This window comes from Streptomyces sp. UW30, assembly GCF_008042075.1.
Taxonomy (GTDB): domain Bacteria; phylum Actinomycetota; class Actinomycetes; order Streptomycetales; family Streptomycetaceae; genus Streptomyces.
Genome location: NZ_RDBN01000005.1, coordinates 282549 through 297064, shown reverse-complemented (window position 1 = coordinate 297064; position 14516 = coordinate 282549). Strand labels below are relative to the sequence as shown.

Annotated in this window: 18 protein-coding genes and 4 pseudogenes; 4 read left to right on the top strand and 18 right to left on the bottom strand. The window is 69.5% G+C overall.

All coding sequences use genetic code 11. The features are described from left to right. Positions 1–5 precede the first annotated feature (5 nt). Positions 6–1733, bottom strand: a pseudogene (locus EAO75_RS03025) (SpoIIE family protein phosphatase); the annotation flags it as partial. 268 nt (positions 1734–2001) lie between these two features. Between EAO75_RS03025 and EAO75_RS03020 the strand changes: the two are divergent. Then, positions 2002–2304: pseudogene (locus tag EAO75_RS03020) on the top strand (DNA glycosylase AlkZ-like family protein); the annotation flags it as partial. Between the two features lie 13 nt (positions 2305–2317). Here the strand turns inward: EAO75_RS03020 and EAO75_RS03015 are convergent. After that, positions 2318–3103 (bottom strand): class I SAM-dependent methyltransferase, encoded by a 786-nt coding sequence (locus tag EAO75_RS03015; protein WP_147993444.1) that lies wholly within the window; start codon positions 3101–3103, stop codon positions 2318–2320. Positions 3104–3155: 52 nt separating this feature from the next. On the opposite strand from EAO75_RS03015, the gene EAO75_RS03010 reads away from it, so the two are divergent. Beyond that, the gene (locus tag EAO75_RS03010; protein ID WP_147993443.1) at positions 3156–3653 is read left to right on the top strand and encodes a DinB family protein; all 498 of its coding nucleotides are present in this window, start codon (positions 3156–3158) and stop codon (positions 3651–3653) included. Here EAO75_RS03010 and EAO75_RS03005 read toward each other — a convergent pair. Then, the gene (locus EAO75_RS03005; protein WP_147993442.1) at positions 3638–4114 is read right to left on the bottom strand and encodes a GNAT family N-acetyltransferase; all 477 of its coding nucleotides are present in this window, start codon (positions 4112–4114) and stop codon (positions 3638–3640) included. The two genes, EAO75_RS03010 and EAO75_RS03005, sit on opposite strands and share 16 nt — an antisense overlap. 64 nt (positions 4115–4178) lie before the next feature. Further along, on the bottom strand, positions 4179–5057 hold the full coding sequence (locus EAO75_RS03000) for an LLM class flavin-dependent oxidoreductase (protein ID WP_147993441.1): 879 nt from the start codon (positions 5055–5057) through the stop codon (positions 4179–4181). A 60-nt stretch (positions 5058–5117) separates the two neighbouring features. Here EAO75_RS03000 and EAO75_RS02995 point away from each other — a divergent pair, with 60 nt between their 5' ends. Further along, positions 5118–5516, top strand: a complete 399-nt coding sequence (locus tag EAO75_RS02995; RefSeq protein ID WP_147993440.1) for a DUF192 domain-containing protein — start codon at positions 5118–5120, stop codon at positions 5514–5516. 4 nt (positions 5517–5520) lie between these two features. On the opposite strand, the pseudogene EAO75_RS46975 reads toward EAO75_RS02995, so the two are convergent. The 7 genes and pseudogenes from EAO75_RS46975 to EAO75_RS02960 all read right to left on the bottom strand — a co-directional run. Beyond that, a pseudogene (locus EAO75_RS46975) lies at positions 5521–5904 on the bottom strand (hypothetical protein); the annotation flags it as partial. Between the two features lie 89 nt (positions 5905–5993). Then, entirely contained in the window at positions 5994–7154 is a 1161-nt protein-coding gene (locus EAO75_RS02985) for a DUF6777 domain-containing protein (RefSeq protein WP_147993439.1), read from the bottom strand. A gap of 159 nt (positions 7155–7313) precedes the next feature. Continuing rightward, complete coding sequence (locus EAO75_RS02980) at positions 7314–7688, bottom strand: hypothetical protein (RefSeq protein WP_187284280.1); 375 nt, start codon at positions 7686–7688, stop codon at positions 7314–7316. A 21-nt stretch (positions 7689–7709) separates the two neighbouring features. Further along, complete coding sequence (locus EAO75_RS02975) at positions 7710–8276, bottom strand: DUF6232 family protein (protein ID WP_147993437.1); 567 nt, start codon at positions 8274–8276, stop codon at positions 7710–7712. 245 nt (positions 8277–8521) lie between these two features. Beyond that, positions 8522–8815 (bottom strand): hypothetical protein, encoded by a 294-nt coding sequence (locus EAO75_RS02970; RefSeq protein WP_147993436.1) that lies wholly within the window; start codon positions 8813–8815, stop codon positions 8522–8524. A gap of 124 nt (positions 8816–8939) precedes the next feature. Further along, the gene (locus EAO75_RS02965; protein WP_147993435.1) at positions 8940–9365 is read right to left on the bottom strand and encodes an ATP-binding protein; all 426 of its coding nucleotides are present in this window, start codon (positions 9363–9365) and stop codon (positions 8940–8942) included. A 199-nt stretch (positions 9366–9564) separates the two neighbouring features. After that, positions 9565–10431, bottom strand: a complete 867-nt coding sequence (locus tag EAO75_RS02960) for a sugar-binding transcriptional regulator (protein ID WP_147993434.1) — start codon at positions 10429–10431, stop codon at positions 9565–9567. A gap of 55 nt (positions 10432–10486) precedes the next feature. On the opposite strand from EAO75_RS02960, the gene EAO75_RS48470 reads away from it, so the two are divergent. Beyond that, positions 10487–10753, top strand: a complete 267-nt coding sequence (locus EAO75_RS48470; RefSeq protein ID WP_147994260.1) for a sugar-binding domain-containing protein — start codon at positions 10487–10489, stop codon at positions 10751–10753. Here the strand turns inward: EAO75_RS48470 and EAO75_RS02950 are convergent. The 7 genes and pseudogenes from EAO75_RS02950 to EAO75_RS02920 form a co-directional block, all read right to left on the bottom strand. After that, positions 10699–10980 (bottom strand): annotated as a pseudogene (locus tag EAO75_RS02950) (transcriptional regulator); the annotation flags it as partial. The gene EAO75_RS48470 and the pseudogene EAO75_RS02950 overlap by 55 nt on opposite strands. 142 nt (positions 10981–11122) lie before the next feature. Then, a complete protein-coding gene (locus EAO75_RS02945) occupies positions 11123–11746 on the bottom strand; it encodes an OmpA family protein (protein WP_147993433.1) in 624 nt (207 codons plus the stop codon). A 7-nt stretch (positions 11747–11753) separates the two neighbouring features. Beyond that, entirely contained in the window at positions 11754–12332 is a 579-nt protein-coding gene (locus EAO75_RS02940; RefSeq protein ID WP_147993432.1) for a hypothetical protein, read from the bottom strand. 34 nt (positions 12333–12366) lie between these two features. Further along, positions 12367–12984, bottom strand: coding sequence for a pilus assembly protein TadG-related protein (locus EAO75_RS02935; RefSeq protein ID WP_147993431.1), 618 nt, complete (start codon positions 12982–12984; stop codon positions 12367–12369). Further along, entirely contained in the window at positions 12981–13178 is a 198-nt protein-coding gene (locus EAO75_RS02930) for a Flp family type IVb pilin (RefSeq protein ID WP_147993430.1), read from the bottom strand. The genes EAO75_RS02935 and EAO75_RS02930 overlap by 4 nt, the downstream gene beginning before the upstream one ends. 133 nt (positions 13179–13311) lie before the next feature. Next, positions 13312–14061, bottom strand: a complete 750-nt coding sequence (locus EAO75_RS02925; RefSeq protein ID WP_147993429.1) for a response regulator — start codon at positions 14059–14061, stop codon at positions 13312–13314. Beyond that, entirely contained in the window at positions 14058–14399 is a 342-nt protein-coding gene (locus tag EAO75_RS02920) for a sensor histidine kinase (RefSeq protein ID WP_410092195.1), read from the bottom strand. The genes EAO75_RS02925 and EAO75_RS02920 overlap by 4 nt, the downstream gene beginning before the upstream one ends. Positions 14400–14516: the final 117 nt, after the last annotated feature.

Here is a 14516-nt window from a genome sequence, read left to right as displayed (position 1 = left end):
CCGTCTCACGGCAGCGGCTGCTCCGTCCAGATGATCTTGCCTTCGGGGGTGTAGCGCGTGCCCCAGCGCTCGGTGAGCTGGGCGACGAGGAACAGGCCGCGGCCGCCCTCGTCGGTGCTCTGGGCGCGGCGCAGCCGGGGTGACGTGCCGCTGCCGTCGGAGACCTCGCAGACCAGGGCGCGGTCGCGGAGCAGACGGAGCCGGACCGGGCCGGTGGCGTGGCGGATGGCGTTGGTGACCAGTTCGCTGGCGATCAGTTCGGTGGTGAAGGCCAGGTCGTCCAGGCCCCATGCGGCGAGCTGGGCGGTGACCGCCGCGCGGGTGCGCGAGACGACCGCCGGGTCGGTGGGCAGGTCCCACTGGGCCACGCGGTCGGCGCCCAGGGTGTGCGTGCGGGCGACGAGCAGCGCCACGTCGTCACCGGGGCGGGCCGGGAGCAGGGCGTCGAGGACGGCCTCGCAGGTCTCCTCGGGCGGGCGGCCGGCGCCTGCCAGGACGGCACGGAGCTTGTCGAGGCCGGCGTCGATGTCGCGGTGCCGGTCCTCGACCAGACCGTCGGTGTAGAGCACCAGTTGGCTGCCCTCGGCGAGCTCCAGCTCGACCGTCTCGAAGGGCGTGCCGCCCAGGCCCAGGGGCGGGCAGGCCGGCAGGTCGAGGAAGTCGACGGTGCCGTCGGGGGCGACGACCGCGGGCAGGGGGTGCCCGGCGCGGGTGAGGGTGCAGCGCCGGGACACCGGATCGTAGACGGCGTACAGACAGGTGGCTCCGACGATGCCGGAGTCGGGACTGTTCTCCGCCGCCCAGCCCTCGCCCCTGTCGAGCCGGCCGACCAGGTCGTCGAGGTGGGTGAGGAGGTCGTCGGGCGACAGGTCCAGGGAGCAGAAGTTGTGCACGGCGGTGCGCAGGCGGCCCATCGTGGCGGCGGCGTGCAGGCCGTGCCCGACGACGTCGCCGACGACGAGTGCGACCCGGGCGCCGGACAGCGGGATGACGTCGAACCAGTCGCCGCCGACGCCGGCCTGCGCGGGCAGATAGCGGTAGGCGACCTCGACGGCGCTCTGCTGGGAGCGTCCCCTCGGCAGCAGACTGCGCTGGAGGGCGAGCGCGGTGTTGTGCTCGCGGGTGTAGCGGCGGGCGTTGTCGATGCAGATCGCCGCCCGGCCGGCCAGCTCCTGGGCGAGGGACAGGTCGTCGTCCTCGAAGGAGGCCGGCTGGAGGGACCGGTAGAAGCTGACCACGCCGAGCGTCGTTCCGCGGGCCCGCAGCGGCACGGTGATCAGGGAGTGGATGCCCGCCTCGAGCACCGGCGTCAGCCGCTCCGGGTCCTGCGCGATCCACCCGTCCGCCTCGGTGAGGACCGGTTCCATGACGGACTGCCTGGTCTCCAGGGAGCGGGCCTGCGGCGTGGACGGGACGTACTCGACGGTGTCCCCCACGTCGTACAGATTGTGCGGCTGCCGCCGTACGGCTCGGATGGCCACCCGGCGCAGCGCGGATCGGCCGCCGAGCGCCTCCGGTTCCTCGCCGCGCAGTACCGCGTCGGGCAGGTCGACGGCCACGAAGTCGGCGAACCGGGCGACGGTCACCTCGGCGAGTTCCTCCGCGGTGCGGGTGACGTCGAGGGTGGTGCCGATGCGCACGCTCGCGTCGTGCAACAACTCCAGCCGCCGACGCGCCAGTACGGCTAGCCGCCCCACGCCGGGCTCTCCTACGAGGAGCAGCCAGCCGTCGGCACTGGCGGCCTCGCCGTCCGGGGTGGAGGCGGCCTCGCCGTCCGGGGTGGAGGGGGGCCGACAGCACCTGCGCATGCGCGCCCAGCATCGCCCCGACCACCTCCGCGACCGGGGTGCCGGGCACGGCGGGACGGGTCAGGAACTGCCGCTCAGCCGCGTGAGTCGCTGTTCCCCGGGGAGGCGTACCGGCGGGCGCTGGACAGCACCTGCGCATGCGCGCCCAGCATCGCCCCGACCACCTCCGCGACCGGGGTGCCGGGCACGGCGGGACGGGTCAGGAACTGCCGCTCAGCCGCGTGAGTCGCTGTTCCCCGGGGAGGCGTACCGGCGGGCGCTGGCGGGCGGCCAGGCCGGGAACTTTCCGGTGGTGCTGGTGGACGGCCGGGTCGCCGGGGTCTGGCACCAGCGCCGCCAGGGCCGTCGTACGACGGTGACGGTGGAGTTGGTCGGGCGGCGGCCGACGGCCCGGCTGGAGCGGGAGCTGGGCGAGCAGGCGGAGCGGGTGGGGGAAGTGCTGGAGGCGAAGGCGGAGTTGGCGGTCGGGGAGGTGACGGTCGGCCCGCACGCGTGAGCGTGCGGCGGGCTCAGGCGCCGGGTTTGCGGGCGTCGAAGAGGTGGCGGGTGCTGTGCGCGACGAAGGGCCCGTCGGACTCGATCCGCTCGTGCAGGGCGCGCAGTCGGGGCTCGTAGGCCTCGACGGTGAAGCCGGGCACCATCCAGACGACCTTGCGCAGGAAGTGGACGACGGCCGCGATGTCGTGGAACTCGATGCGGAGTTCCTCGGCACGCAGGTCGACGACCTCCAGGCCGGCGGCCTCGGCGTCGGCGCGTTCGCGCTCCGGGTCCCGGCCGCCGCGGACCTCGTCGGGCTGGGGGCCGAGGAAGTACTCGACCAGCTCGAAGACGCTGTGGGGTCCGACGTGCTGCGCGAAGTAGGTGCCGCCGGGCCGCAGCACGCGGGCGATCTCCGGCCAGCGGGCCTGAACCGGGTGCCGGCTCGTGACCAGGTCGAACGCCTCGTCGGCGAACGGCAGCGGGGCGTCCTCGGGCGAGGCGACGACCGCGACGCCGCGCGCGGCGAGCAGGGCGGTGGCCTTGGCGACGTTCGGCGGCCAGCCCTCGGTGGCGACGGTGAGCACGGGAGCCTTCGGGGCCCGGCCGAGGGCGAAGTCGAGGACCTCCCCTCCCCCGGTCTGCAGGTCGAGCGCCGCGCTCGCTCCGGCCAGCCGGTCGGCCACCGCGACGGCATACCCCCAGCTGGGCCGCGCCTCGCTGGCCCGCCCCTCGAACCAGGAGAAGTCCCAGCCCTCGGTGGGCACGGCGGCGCCCTCGGCGACGAGCTCCTCGAACGACCCGTTTCCCTGTCCCATGCGGTGCATGATCGCAGGGCGCTGTCAGTGGCCGCTGCTAGTTTTCGGCGCCATGACGAACTCGACGTACACGGCGGGTGAGAAGGAAACGCTCCGGGCGAGCCTGGACCGGCACCGGGACGCGGTGCTGTGGAAGTTGGAGGGGCTGGACGACGAGCAGCTGCGCCGCCCGATGACCCCGACGGGCACGAGCCTGCTGGGCCTGGTCAAGCACCTCGGCTCGGTGGAGTACGGCTGGTTCGTGTCGGTCTTCGGCGGCGAGGTGGAGCCGCTGTGGTTCGACCCGTACAGCGACGAGGACATGCGAGCCGACCAGGGCGAGACGACGCAGCAGATCGTCGATTTCTACGGCCGTGCGCGCGCCGCGGCCGACCGCATGATCGCCGAGCGGTCGCTGACGGACCTGGGGCAGCCGTCGTGGCGGGACGCGGAGGTGTCCCTGCGGTGGGTGCTCGTCCACATGATCGAGGAGACGGCACGGCACACGGGCCACATGGACATCGTGCGGGAACTGCTCGACGGGGCGACGGGGGATCAGCCGCCGGGTTGATCGGGAAGCACGAGCAGCACATGCTCGTGGTCGCCGTGTCTGAGTGTGCCGGCGTGCCGGAAGCCGTGCCGTTCGAGGAGCCGTACGGACGCGGTGTTGGCGTGGAAGGGGTCGGCGTACAGGGGGCGGGTCCGCTCCAGGGCGAGGAAGAGGGCGAGGGCCTGTGTGCCGACGCCCCGGCCCCAGTACGGCCGTCCGAGCCAGTAGCCGAGGAAGCGGCGCTCGCCCTCCCACCAGGCGACGACGTGCCCGGCCACGTCGCCCCCGGCCACGACGGTCTGCACCAGGCAGGTCTCGTCCCCGAGCACGCTCGTCCGCCAGTGCTTCAGGAAGGCGTCCCGCGGCCGGGGCGTGAACCTCGACCGCCGGACGGCCTCCTGGTCGTGCTCGTAGGCGAGGAACGCCTCCAGGTCGGAGTCCAGAACGTCCCGGATGCGTACGTCCGCGATGTCGTCGCTCATTTCAGGAGTCTGGCAGGAGCCACTGACAACGGGCCCGAGCAGGCGGCGCGGGCGGCCCGCGCTGCTACGGCACCAACGGCCGCACTTCCTCCGCCACGAACCGCACGAACCCCTCCGGATCGGGCTCGTCCCCAGTCGGCTGGAGCACGACGGTGTCCGCGCCGGCGTCCGCGAGCCGCTGGACCGCCTTCGCAACGGCCCCCGCGTCCCCGGCGACGCCCAGGTCGGACACGGACGCGAGCCCTTCCTCGGCGAGCTCGGCCTTGAGCCGGGCGGCCCCGTCGGGACCGGTGGCGGTGAGCAGATAGACGACGATCCCGTGCGGCTCAGCATCGGAGCGTCCCGCCGACTCCCGCCCCTCGTCGATGAGCTGGCGCGCCTTGCGCACGCCCTCCGGCGAGGTCGACGCGGTGAGCAGCGTCCCGTCGGCCGCCTCACCGGCCAGCCGCAGCGAGCGGGGCCCGGTGACGCCGGCGATGACGGGCACCGGCTCGGCGGGCGGCCAGTCGAGTGCGACGTCGTCGAGCCTGACGTACCGCCCCTCGACGGTCACCCTCTCTCCGCGCAACAGGGCCCGCAGCACGTCGAGATGCTCCCGCAGCAGCGTCACCGGCGACTCGACCCGTGCCCCGACCTGCCCCATCCAGTCCTGCACGCCATGTCCGACGGCGAGGATCGGCCGCCCCGGGAACATCCGGTACAGACTGGCGGCCTCCATGGCGGTGATCGCGACGTTGCGCAACGGCACGGGGAGGAGTCCGATGCCGACGCGGATCCGCTCGGTCCAGGCGAGGGCGGCCGCCGCGGTGGAGATCCCTCCCTCCCGGAAGCAGTCCTCCCAGAGCCACAGCTCTTCGAGACCCGCCTCTTCGGCGAGCCGGGCTACGGATCGGAGACGTTCGGGGGCCAGCTGGGGGCGGAATACTGCGCCGAGTCCGGTCATGGGGCCTTCCTACCCGGGTAGCACTCGGCGGACAACAGGAAATCGAGGAGGTGGCTGAGGATGGGGCGACGCCTGCGTGATGGGCGGGGGGTGCTCGTCGTTCACGGCGAGCGGGGTGACGTGTCGGTGCCCCTGGAAATCGCCTCGTCGTACCGGGCCCGTACGAGGGGGCTGCTGGGGCGGGACACGGTCGACGGCGCGATGCTGCTCACGCCGGCCGGCAGCGTGCACACCTTCCGGATGCGCATGCCCATCGACGTCGCCTATCTCGACCGACGGCTGAAGGTCATCGCCGTACGCACCATGCCGCCGGGGCGACTGGGCCTGCCCCGGCTTCGTTCACGGCACGTACTGGAGGCGGAGGCCGGGGCGATGGCCGGGTGGGGGGTGCGGGTGGGGGTGCGGATGACGGTCGAGGCCGAAGGCGGGGCCGTCAGTGCCGATCCTCCTCCCCCATGAGCCCCGTCCGCAGCAGTGTCGACTTGCCCGACTGGGGGCCGCCGACGATCTGCCTGTGGCCGGCCGCGCCGGAGAAGTCCCGGTACAGCGTGTCGCGCCGCTACTCGAAGGGCTTGTCGACGCCCCCGAGCGGCACGATGAGGCGCCCCGCACCCTCATAGTCGGGCCGGGTCAGGCCTCGGCCCTCGGCCCTCGACCCCGGCGAGGCCGGGCAGCAGGCTGTCCAGCGAGGGCGGGTTGTCCAGCGGCGGCAACCACACGCGGTGTGCGGCCGGGCCCTGGCCGGTGAGCCGGCGGGGGCCGGGCCCTGGCCGGTGAGCCAGCGGACGATGACGTCGAGGACGGTGTCAGCCTGCGGGTCGTCCCGGCCCGCGCGCGGGTCCGGCACCGGCGCCTGGGACCGGGAGGTACCCACCCTGAGCCGGCCTCGGGGCAGGGCAGCCGTACAGGCCGCTCGCCCCGTAGGACTGGCCCCCCTCATCCGGTGCCCGTGTCCGTGCCACCGATGAATTCCTCGCCCACCGATTCCACGCCCACTACCAGGGTCACCGTGGAGCCTGCCGCGGCCTCGCCTCCCGTGGGCTCCTGCTGGATGACCAGGCCGGCCTGCTCGGCGGAGGCGGGCGCGGTGCTGACGGCGGCGACCAGCCCGGCGCCGTTGATCTCCTGTTCCGCCGCCGCCTGGGACAAGCCCACGACGTTGGGCACGGTCACCGTTCCCGGGTCCGTCGGCTCTGCCGCGACCAGCAAGGTCACCGTGGAGCCAACGGCTGCGGTCCCGCCGCCCTCCGGTTCGGTGCCGGCGACGAGCCCCGCAGACACATCGGGGTCGTCCACCGTCCGTGTCTCGACGACGAGGCCCACGGCCTCCAACTGCTGGGTTGCGTCGGCTTCGGACAAGCCCCTGGTCTGCGGAATCTCGACCAGCTCCGCGCTCGGCGACTCACTGCTCTCCCCGTCGCCGCCGCCCGTCAGATCGGGATCCTCGGGCAAGTCGATCTCGACCTGCTCGTCGGGGTCCTTCACATCCACGACGGTGAGGGACTTCTGCGGTTGCTCGGCCTTCTCGACTCGCACGACCTGGTCCTTCTTGACCTTCCACTCCTTGTTGCCCTTGCCTTTGCCCTTGAACTCGACTTTCACATCGCCGGGTTCGTGCTCGCTCACCGCCAGCGGGTTGCCGCAGTTGCACTTCACGCGTGGCACCCCGAACACGTCGACGAGTACGGCGGTACCCGCTTCGAGGACGGCGTCGTAGCGGTTGGCACGGCCCTTCTTGTAGCCGTGGTTGGCGACGAGGGTGTCGTTGGCGAGGACGACTTCGGTGAGGGACTTGACGAACTTCCTCACGTTCTTGTTCTTGGCGCCGACCCCCAGGGCCTTGGCCCAGGCGGCCTTCTTCTTGCCGTTGCCCGCCCGCAGCAGGAAGTCGATCAGCAGGTCCGGATCGCATACGTCGATCTCGGCGCTGCCGCCGTACAGTCCCTGCTCGTTGCCCTTGCGTGAGCCACCCTGGTCGGTCAGGTTGCGCCCAAGCTTCAGGCCGTCACCGAGGCCACCGCTGAAGAAGGCGTCCTCGGCGAGATACCCGACCGCCTCCGCGGCGACCGTACGGGCCACGCACGCCAGGCCGGTCACGGACCCGAGGACAATGGCGAAGGCGAGGAACGCTCCTGCGGTCCTGAGTGTGAAGGTGCGGAATCCCAGAACGGTTGCTGTACGTAATTGTCGCGCGGTACGTGCCATGTGCTCCCCCGATATTCCCCCGTGACGCGGACCTCAATGGGTCCAGCATCCTCAGGACATGGGCCGGACCAAGGCGGTGACCAGCGCGGCCACGCCTCCCTGAACAGCGGAGAGGACGGCGTCACGGGCCCCACCGGAAACCGCCCGGCCGAGAGCCCGCAGGCGGCTCGGTTGGGACTGCACGGCTGCGACGACCGCGCCGGGATCCATCACGGAGCCGTCGGGACCGACCAGGCCTCGGGCTGCCAACTCCTCCACGAACGAACGCAATTCGACGATCGCGGCGTCGATTTCTGCTCGGGACGGTCCCTCTTGGTTGGTGACCGTGATGTGGGCGTTGTCGCCGGCCTTGTACTGGTCACGACCTACTTTGTCGCCGTGCACCACGTCCCCGTGAATGTGTTCCCCATATCCGGAGTGAGACATTTCCCAGCCCTTCGACGGTGTTCAGGTGAACGAACGGTTCCCACTTCCGCTCATCTTGTACTGGTCCCGGCCGGCCTTGTCGCCCATCACCACATCTCCGTGCACTTGTACGGAGGTCGGCTGGGAAGGCGGATTCTCGATCGCCCCGACAATGACGTTCTTGATCCGGTGAATCTCGGAGGCATCGGTTCCGGACAACGCGGTGTACTGCGTTCCCGCCGTCTCCAGGACAAGAGCGAATTGCGGCCTCCTGATGAAGAGCCGGTAGACCAGCTGCCCCAGGAGGCAAGCGGCGATCAACCCGGCGACAGCGGTGATGGGGGGCACCAGCTGGCGGGCTACCTCCTCGACGTCAGGGCCGACCTCCGGTGGCAGTTCGGGTGGTATGAATTCCGCCGCCGCGTGGAATCCCAAGACGATGAGAACGACGATGAAAAGCGGCCGTAGCGGATACCACGTCGCTCGCCTTCCGCCCCACACGAGTTGCAGTGTCTGAACCCTGGAAATGTTCGCGAGCGGATAGACCTCATGCCCGATCTGGACCACTCTTCGGCTGATGATGATCTCGCCGACGTGTCGACGTGTCATGCGGATCCCCCGATGCTCCATACCAATGCATGATGCAGGCGAACGGGCCTGCCATCGGTATGCGACGAGGAGTAGTGTGCATGGCTGGCATTCGGTCAACAAGCCTTTTCCGAAAGGTGGTTATTCGAGGGGCGAACGAGACGGAGGGTGCTCCGCCGGCCCGGATGTGATGGGTCAGGAACCGAACCACCGGATGCCCGCCTCCCCCAGCCTCGCGGGCGCAACCACGCCCACAGCCGGACCGGTCACCCTGCGTCGATGTCAGGCCGGATCTCCACGGTGAAGGCCGCGTCCTCAGGGCCGGCGCCCTCCTTGTCCTCCCAGACGATCACGCGCAGATGCCTCCGCGCGGCGCCTCCCGCCTCCCACTCGGTCACCAGGTCGGTGACGACGAGGGCGGCGACGTACTCGGCGGTCTCTTCGGGATCGTCGGTGATGACGGTTCCCCGCCGCCGCTCGGCCTGGACGCCGTAGGGGAGCCAGCCCTGCGAACCGTGCGGCTCGTCGACCCGGTACACCCAGCGCTTCTCGGTGCCCATGTCCCCGATCCTCGCACTCCAGGGGCACCACGCGCCGGATCGGATTGTCCGGCCACAGCGACTGCCCTCACCATGCAGATTCAGGCGGTGGTCATGCAGATTCAGGCCGGGTCCCGACCTCGCTTCAGCCTGCCACGCGGGCGACGGTCGCGCGGACCCACTTGCCGCCCTCGGGGGCCGTTCCGCAGGACCAGGTCTCGGCGAGTGCGTCGACGATCAGCATGCCGCGTCCGCGGTCCTCGTCACAGCCGGCCGTCCGCTGTACCGGGGGCATCGCCGATCCGTCGTGCACCTCGACATGAAGTGCGTGGGGCTCCAGCAGCAGCCGGAGCGTGACCAGCCCGCTTCCGTGGCGAATGGCGTTCGTGGCCAGCTCGCAGACGATCAGTACGGCGGCTTCGACGAGTTCTTCGGCTTCGCCCCACAAGCGCAGGGCCTGTGCCGTGAAGGTCCGCGCCTTCCGGGCGGAGGTCAGAGCTGCCGGCAACGTGAGCGAGGCGGAGGTCGGCTCGGCAGCCCGGGGGATGGCGATTTCCGTCGTAGCAGCCATTGCCTTACAGCCTTCGCTCGGATGAGCAGCTACAGCTCATATGCGTGCATTGCACTCCATTAAAGATTCACGAAAGGCGATGTCAATAGGCATCGGGATGCCCAAGGAAAACATGAGCAGTTTCTGCTCAGACGAGCAGATGACACCGTGCACGATGACGCCGCGTACTCACCGCATGACGTCCGGTGGCAATCCCGCGTCAGAGCAGCGTCTCGGCAACCCCGGCGTCAGTGACGATTCCGTTGAAGAGGCCCGTTTGAAGGGCCGCTGCGGTGGCGGCCGCCCGTTGGACCCCATCGGCCATGAGGAGTACTTCCGGCACCTTGCGCAGTTCTTCAAAGCTGATGGCGATGACCCGCTCGGTGAGTTCCGGGGCGATGATGCGCCCTTCGGCGTCGAGCAGTTGGCCGGCGACTTCGGCACACACGCCCCGGCTCCGGTATTCCTCCCGCTCGGCCTCGCCGAGTGCGTCGAATACGGTGGACAACCCCGGTCCCCATCCGCCGACGGTGACCACGGCCTTGGTCACCAGACCGAAGCGGCTCACCGCATCGACGATTCCGGGCTGTTCACGCAACATCCGGGCCGCCGTGGCATCGGGCAGCAGCAATGGCGCATAGATGGGATAGACGACTCCCCGTGAAATGGTGGCGGCCCTGCGCACCGCCTCCACGGCCGTCGCGTCCACGGGACGCAGCGGGGTCACTCCGCACAACTGAACCACCGTGCAGCGGGCGAGTGTGGTCAGCCCGAGGCCGACAGCCTCGATCTCGGGACCCCAGACCATTCCGAGGACATCGTTTTCCGTGACGATTTCGGCAAGGAGGTCGGCGGTGACCGCGCCGAGGCGGCGAGTGGCCTGCACGGTGTCTTCCAGACCAGAGCGGCGGTCGTCGATGACGATGGAATGCCGCAGGTCGTAGCGCGTGCGCAGAGCGTCGGAGAGATCGGCGTCGAGTTCGGCCGGGATGCGGATCTCCAAACGGATCAGACCGTCACGCAGGGCCGATTCCAGGGTCCGGGCCACCTTGAACCGGCTGATGCCGAATTCCTCGGCGATCTCCATCTTGGACTTGCCCTCGAGATAGAACCGCCGGGCCGACGCCGATCTCTCCGACGCTCTGCGCACGCGCTACGACCTGCGGCATTCCATCGTCATCGACGACCGCCGCGATGGTCTGGAAGACACCGTGCAGGCCACTCGCCGCCTCGGCGCGGTCACCGCCGACCTCCTTGCCGAAATCGTCACGGAAAACGATGTCCTCGGAATGGTCTGGGGTCCCGAGATCGAGGCTGTCGGCCTCGGGCTGACCACACTCGCCCGCTGCACGGTGTCTTCCAGACCATCGCGGCGGTCGTCGATGACGATGGAATGCCGCAGGTCGTAGCGCGTGCGCAGAGCGTCGGAGAGATCGGCGTCGAGTTCGGCCGGGATGCGGATCTCCAAACGGATCAGACCGTCACGCAGGGCCGATTCCAGGGTCCGGGCCACCTTGAACCGGCTGATGCCGAATTCCTCGGCGATCTCCATCTTGGACTTGCCCTCGAGATAGAACCGCCGGGCCATCGCCGCGGTCTGCACCAGGTATTCCGGGCCGGCCTCATGTGCGCGCATGGCAGCCTGGCCTTTCGGGAGGGCGCTCGGCGTCGCCGCTCGAATGAGCAGACGGGTCTCATATGCGCCGTTTCTCCCAATTAAAGCTCCATGAAGGGGGCTGTCAACGCGGGTCGCTTCCTGGGAGAAGAGCGCGTCAGCGCTACGAGCGCGGGAACGACACCTCAACCCGTCGGTTCTTCTTCCGGCCCTCCTCCGACGCGTTCGAGGAGATCGGGTACTGCTCGCCGTAGCCCCGCACCTCGTACGTGACCGTGGAGTCGTTCAGCTCCGATTCCAGGATTCCCTGTACGGCGTTCGCGCGCTTCCTGGACAGGACGTCGCCGTGGGCCGAGGAGCCCAGGTTGTCGGTGAAGCCGAAGACCCGGATGCGCGTGGCGTTCTGTTTCTTGATCTCCTCCGCGATCGAGGCGATACGGGCCTTCGACTCGCCGGTCAGCTTCGCGCTGTCCTTGGGGAACAGGACCTCCGCCTGGAGCGCGAACTTCACGTCCGCGTTGGTGTCTTCGCGGCGTTCCTCGCCGGCCTGGTCCTCTACTACCTGCTTGATGTCGAGGACTTTCGGTTCGGCGAGGGTGGCACCCTCGGGGAGCTTCAGGTCGGGGTCGTTGGCGTCCACCTCGACGGGCGCGGTGGCCGTCGCCTCGGTGCCGGGCGGGACGCTGGGGTCGTCGGCGGCGTCTGCCGTGGTGGCGCCGAGGATGTTGGCGGCGACCATGAGGGTGGCTGCGGTGAGGGTGAGGGAGAGGCGGGGGGTGCGGGTCATGGGTGCCTCACCCGGCGATCGTGATGTCGGCCGGCGCGAACATGGGCAACTGGAGGGACACGTCGGCCGTGTCCGTGGGTGGTGCCGGGAACTGCATGAACACCGGTATGGTCTCGCCCGACTTGATGGAGGAGATGCCCGTGGTGGTGAGCGGGCGGCCGTCCGTGTCCCTCAGGACGTAGTAGCGCTTCTTCCCCTTGGAATCGACCAGCGTGGCTCCACCGAACGAGCGGCCGTTCCTGATGATCTCGGTCTCGTTGCCGCTCAACTGTGCAGGGATGGCCAGTGTCTTGTCGCCGTCGCTCTTCAAGTCGCCGCTGACCGTGATGAAGCCGCCTGAGTCCCGGGCGACGGAGGTGATCTGGAGCAGCAGACCATTCGGGCCCTTCAACTCGGCCAAGATCTCACCCGTCTGCCCCTCCTGAGCACTCGGATCCGATCCATTGCTCTTGGACGCGGACGGCGAAGCCTCGGGCTTCTTGTCGTCGCCTCCACTGCCGCAGCCGGCCGCACCGAGGGCCAGTCCGGCCGCAATGGTCATCGCGACCATCCCCCTACGGGCCTTCGTGGTGATCCGAATGCTCATGCCTCTGCTTCCTTTGTCATTCGTCGTTGGCTTGTCAGTCGGCCAGGTGGACGTCGAAGAGGTCCTCGGGGTCCGGAAGAGTGCTCGGGTCGTCCGGGTCCGGGTCCCAGTTCGTGTCGTCGTCGCAGGTGAGCTGCGGCAGTGGCAGTGGGTCGTTCCCGTCGCCCGCGTCGGCGTCCTCGCCGGGAAGGTCGAAGGGGCAGAGTGGCTCGATCACGGCGATGGCTGACGCCTTCGAGTGCTTGTCCTCCGTGCCGGGGACGATGGAGTCGCCGACGGACTTGTTGGTCTCGACATCGACCTTGTAGCCCAACAGCCCTTCCGGTACGCATCCTTGGACATCGGCGTCATTCTGGGCCGCGAGTTCGTACGCCCGCTGGCAGTCGTCGAACACCGCGGTGTCCCCGTCGAGAATGTCGTGCCATTTCGCCGGGTCCCCAACGACCTCCAACCAGTCCCCCGCCAGTTGGTCCCGGGTCTCCTGCGCCGCGGCCAGCGCCGCCGCGTCGGCAGCCGTCTGGGCACCGTTCCTGTTGGCCGCGGCCTGGCCGACCGCAAGGTACGCGAACGCGAGAAAGAGCAGACCCGCCACCACTGTGATGTAGATGGGGAAGGCCTGCCCTGAGTCGTCGCACCTACGGGGCCTCGTCAACCGCCGGTTACCTCGGTGATCTTGTCCGTGATCGCGTTGAAGATCGTCTGCCCGATATCCGTCCCCGTAATGGCCAACACAATCGCCACCACCACCGCGATGATGCCCAGATACTCCACCGCCGTCTGCCCCTTGTCGTCCCGCACGGCCCGGGAACGCAGGTACTCGACGGTGGTGTTGATCCAGTTGCTCATGGTGTTCCCCTCCGGGCTCGCAAGTCCTACGAGAAGTATCGGGAGAAACGTATGCGGGGTTACCCCGAACACCAGAGGGTCCCTGGACCCAATTGCGGGCCGCGGCCGAAAACCGTCGCTCAGTCATCGCCGGTCAGCTCCGTCCTGGGTGGGAACCCGGGGCCGTGCCCAGCCACTTGGCGGCTGCCTCCGCGCGGCTGGTGCTGTGGAGTTTGGCGAAGATCCGGTTGATGTGGTTCTTGACCGTCTTCTCGCTGATGAAGCAGGCGGCGGCGATCTGCTGGTTGTTCATGCCCGCCGCGATGAGGTCCATGATCTCCGCCTCCCTCCTGCTCAGCCGGAACCGTGACCTGTACGACGAAGACTGTCCCATGTTTGGTTGCACTTGCGAAAGCGATTCCACCGAATTCCCTGTAACAGTTGGGAGTTCGTCGTTTGCTTGCGCGAGCGGCGCCATTGCCGCAGCCGCTGCCGTGGGCGTGAGACGCGAGCCGCCCCGCCTGATCTCCCGTACGGCCTCCACCAGTTCCCCCGCCGTGAACTCACCGTGGACCATGTAGCCGGAGGCCCCTCGCCGCAGCGCCTCCCGCACCGTCTCCGACTCCCCGCTGTACGTCAGCATCATCACCGGGGCGATCCGTACGAGGTGGGGAAGGGCGGCGATGCCGTCCAGGCCCGGCATCCGTACGTCCAGGAGGATCACGTCGGGGCGGTGGCGGCGGGCCGCCTCGTGGGCCTCGTGGCCGTTGGTCGCCTCGGCCACCACCCGTATGTCCGCGTGGCTGGAGAGGAGGGCCGTCAGGCCTGCCCGGACCACCGGGTTGTCGTCGGCCACCACCAGGCGCAGCGGCGTGGCGGGGCCGGGTGCTTGCGACTTGGTCATGAGGTCGTCGCCTTCATCGTCGTCAGGGCCGCCAGGGGCAGTTCCAGGCGGACCTCCGTGCCACGGGCGTGGGCGCCCTTGCCGAAGTCGATGCGGGCGCCTATCGACGCGGCTCGTTCGGCCATGCCGAGGAGGCCGAAATGGCCGGTTCGGCGCAGGTGATCGAGGGTGGTGTCGGGGGGCAGGCCCCGCCCGTCGTCCTGGACGGTCAGGCAGAGCACCTCGCCCTGGACGCCCGCCCGGACGTCGACCTTCGTCGCGTTAGCGTGACGGTGAGCGTTCTCCATCGCCTCCGCCGCCGACGGGAACGAGGACTTCACGATCAAGGACCCGCGCATCACGGAGTCCAGCGGCCTCGCCGCCTCGCGCCAGCACCCGGGCATCTACTGGACGCACAACGACCAGGACACGGGCGCCTACCTCTACGCCGTCGACAGCAGCACCGGCGAGACGGT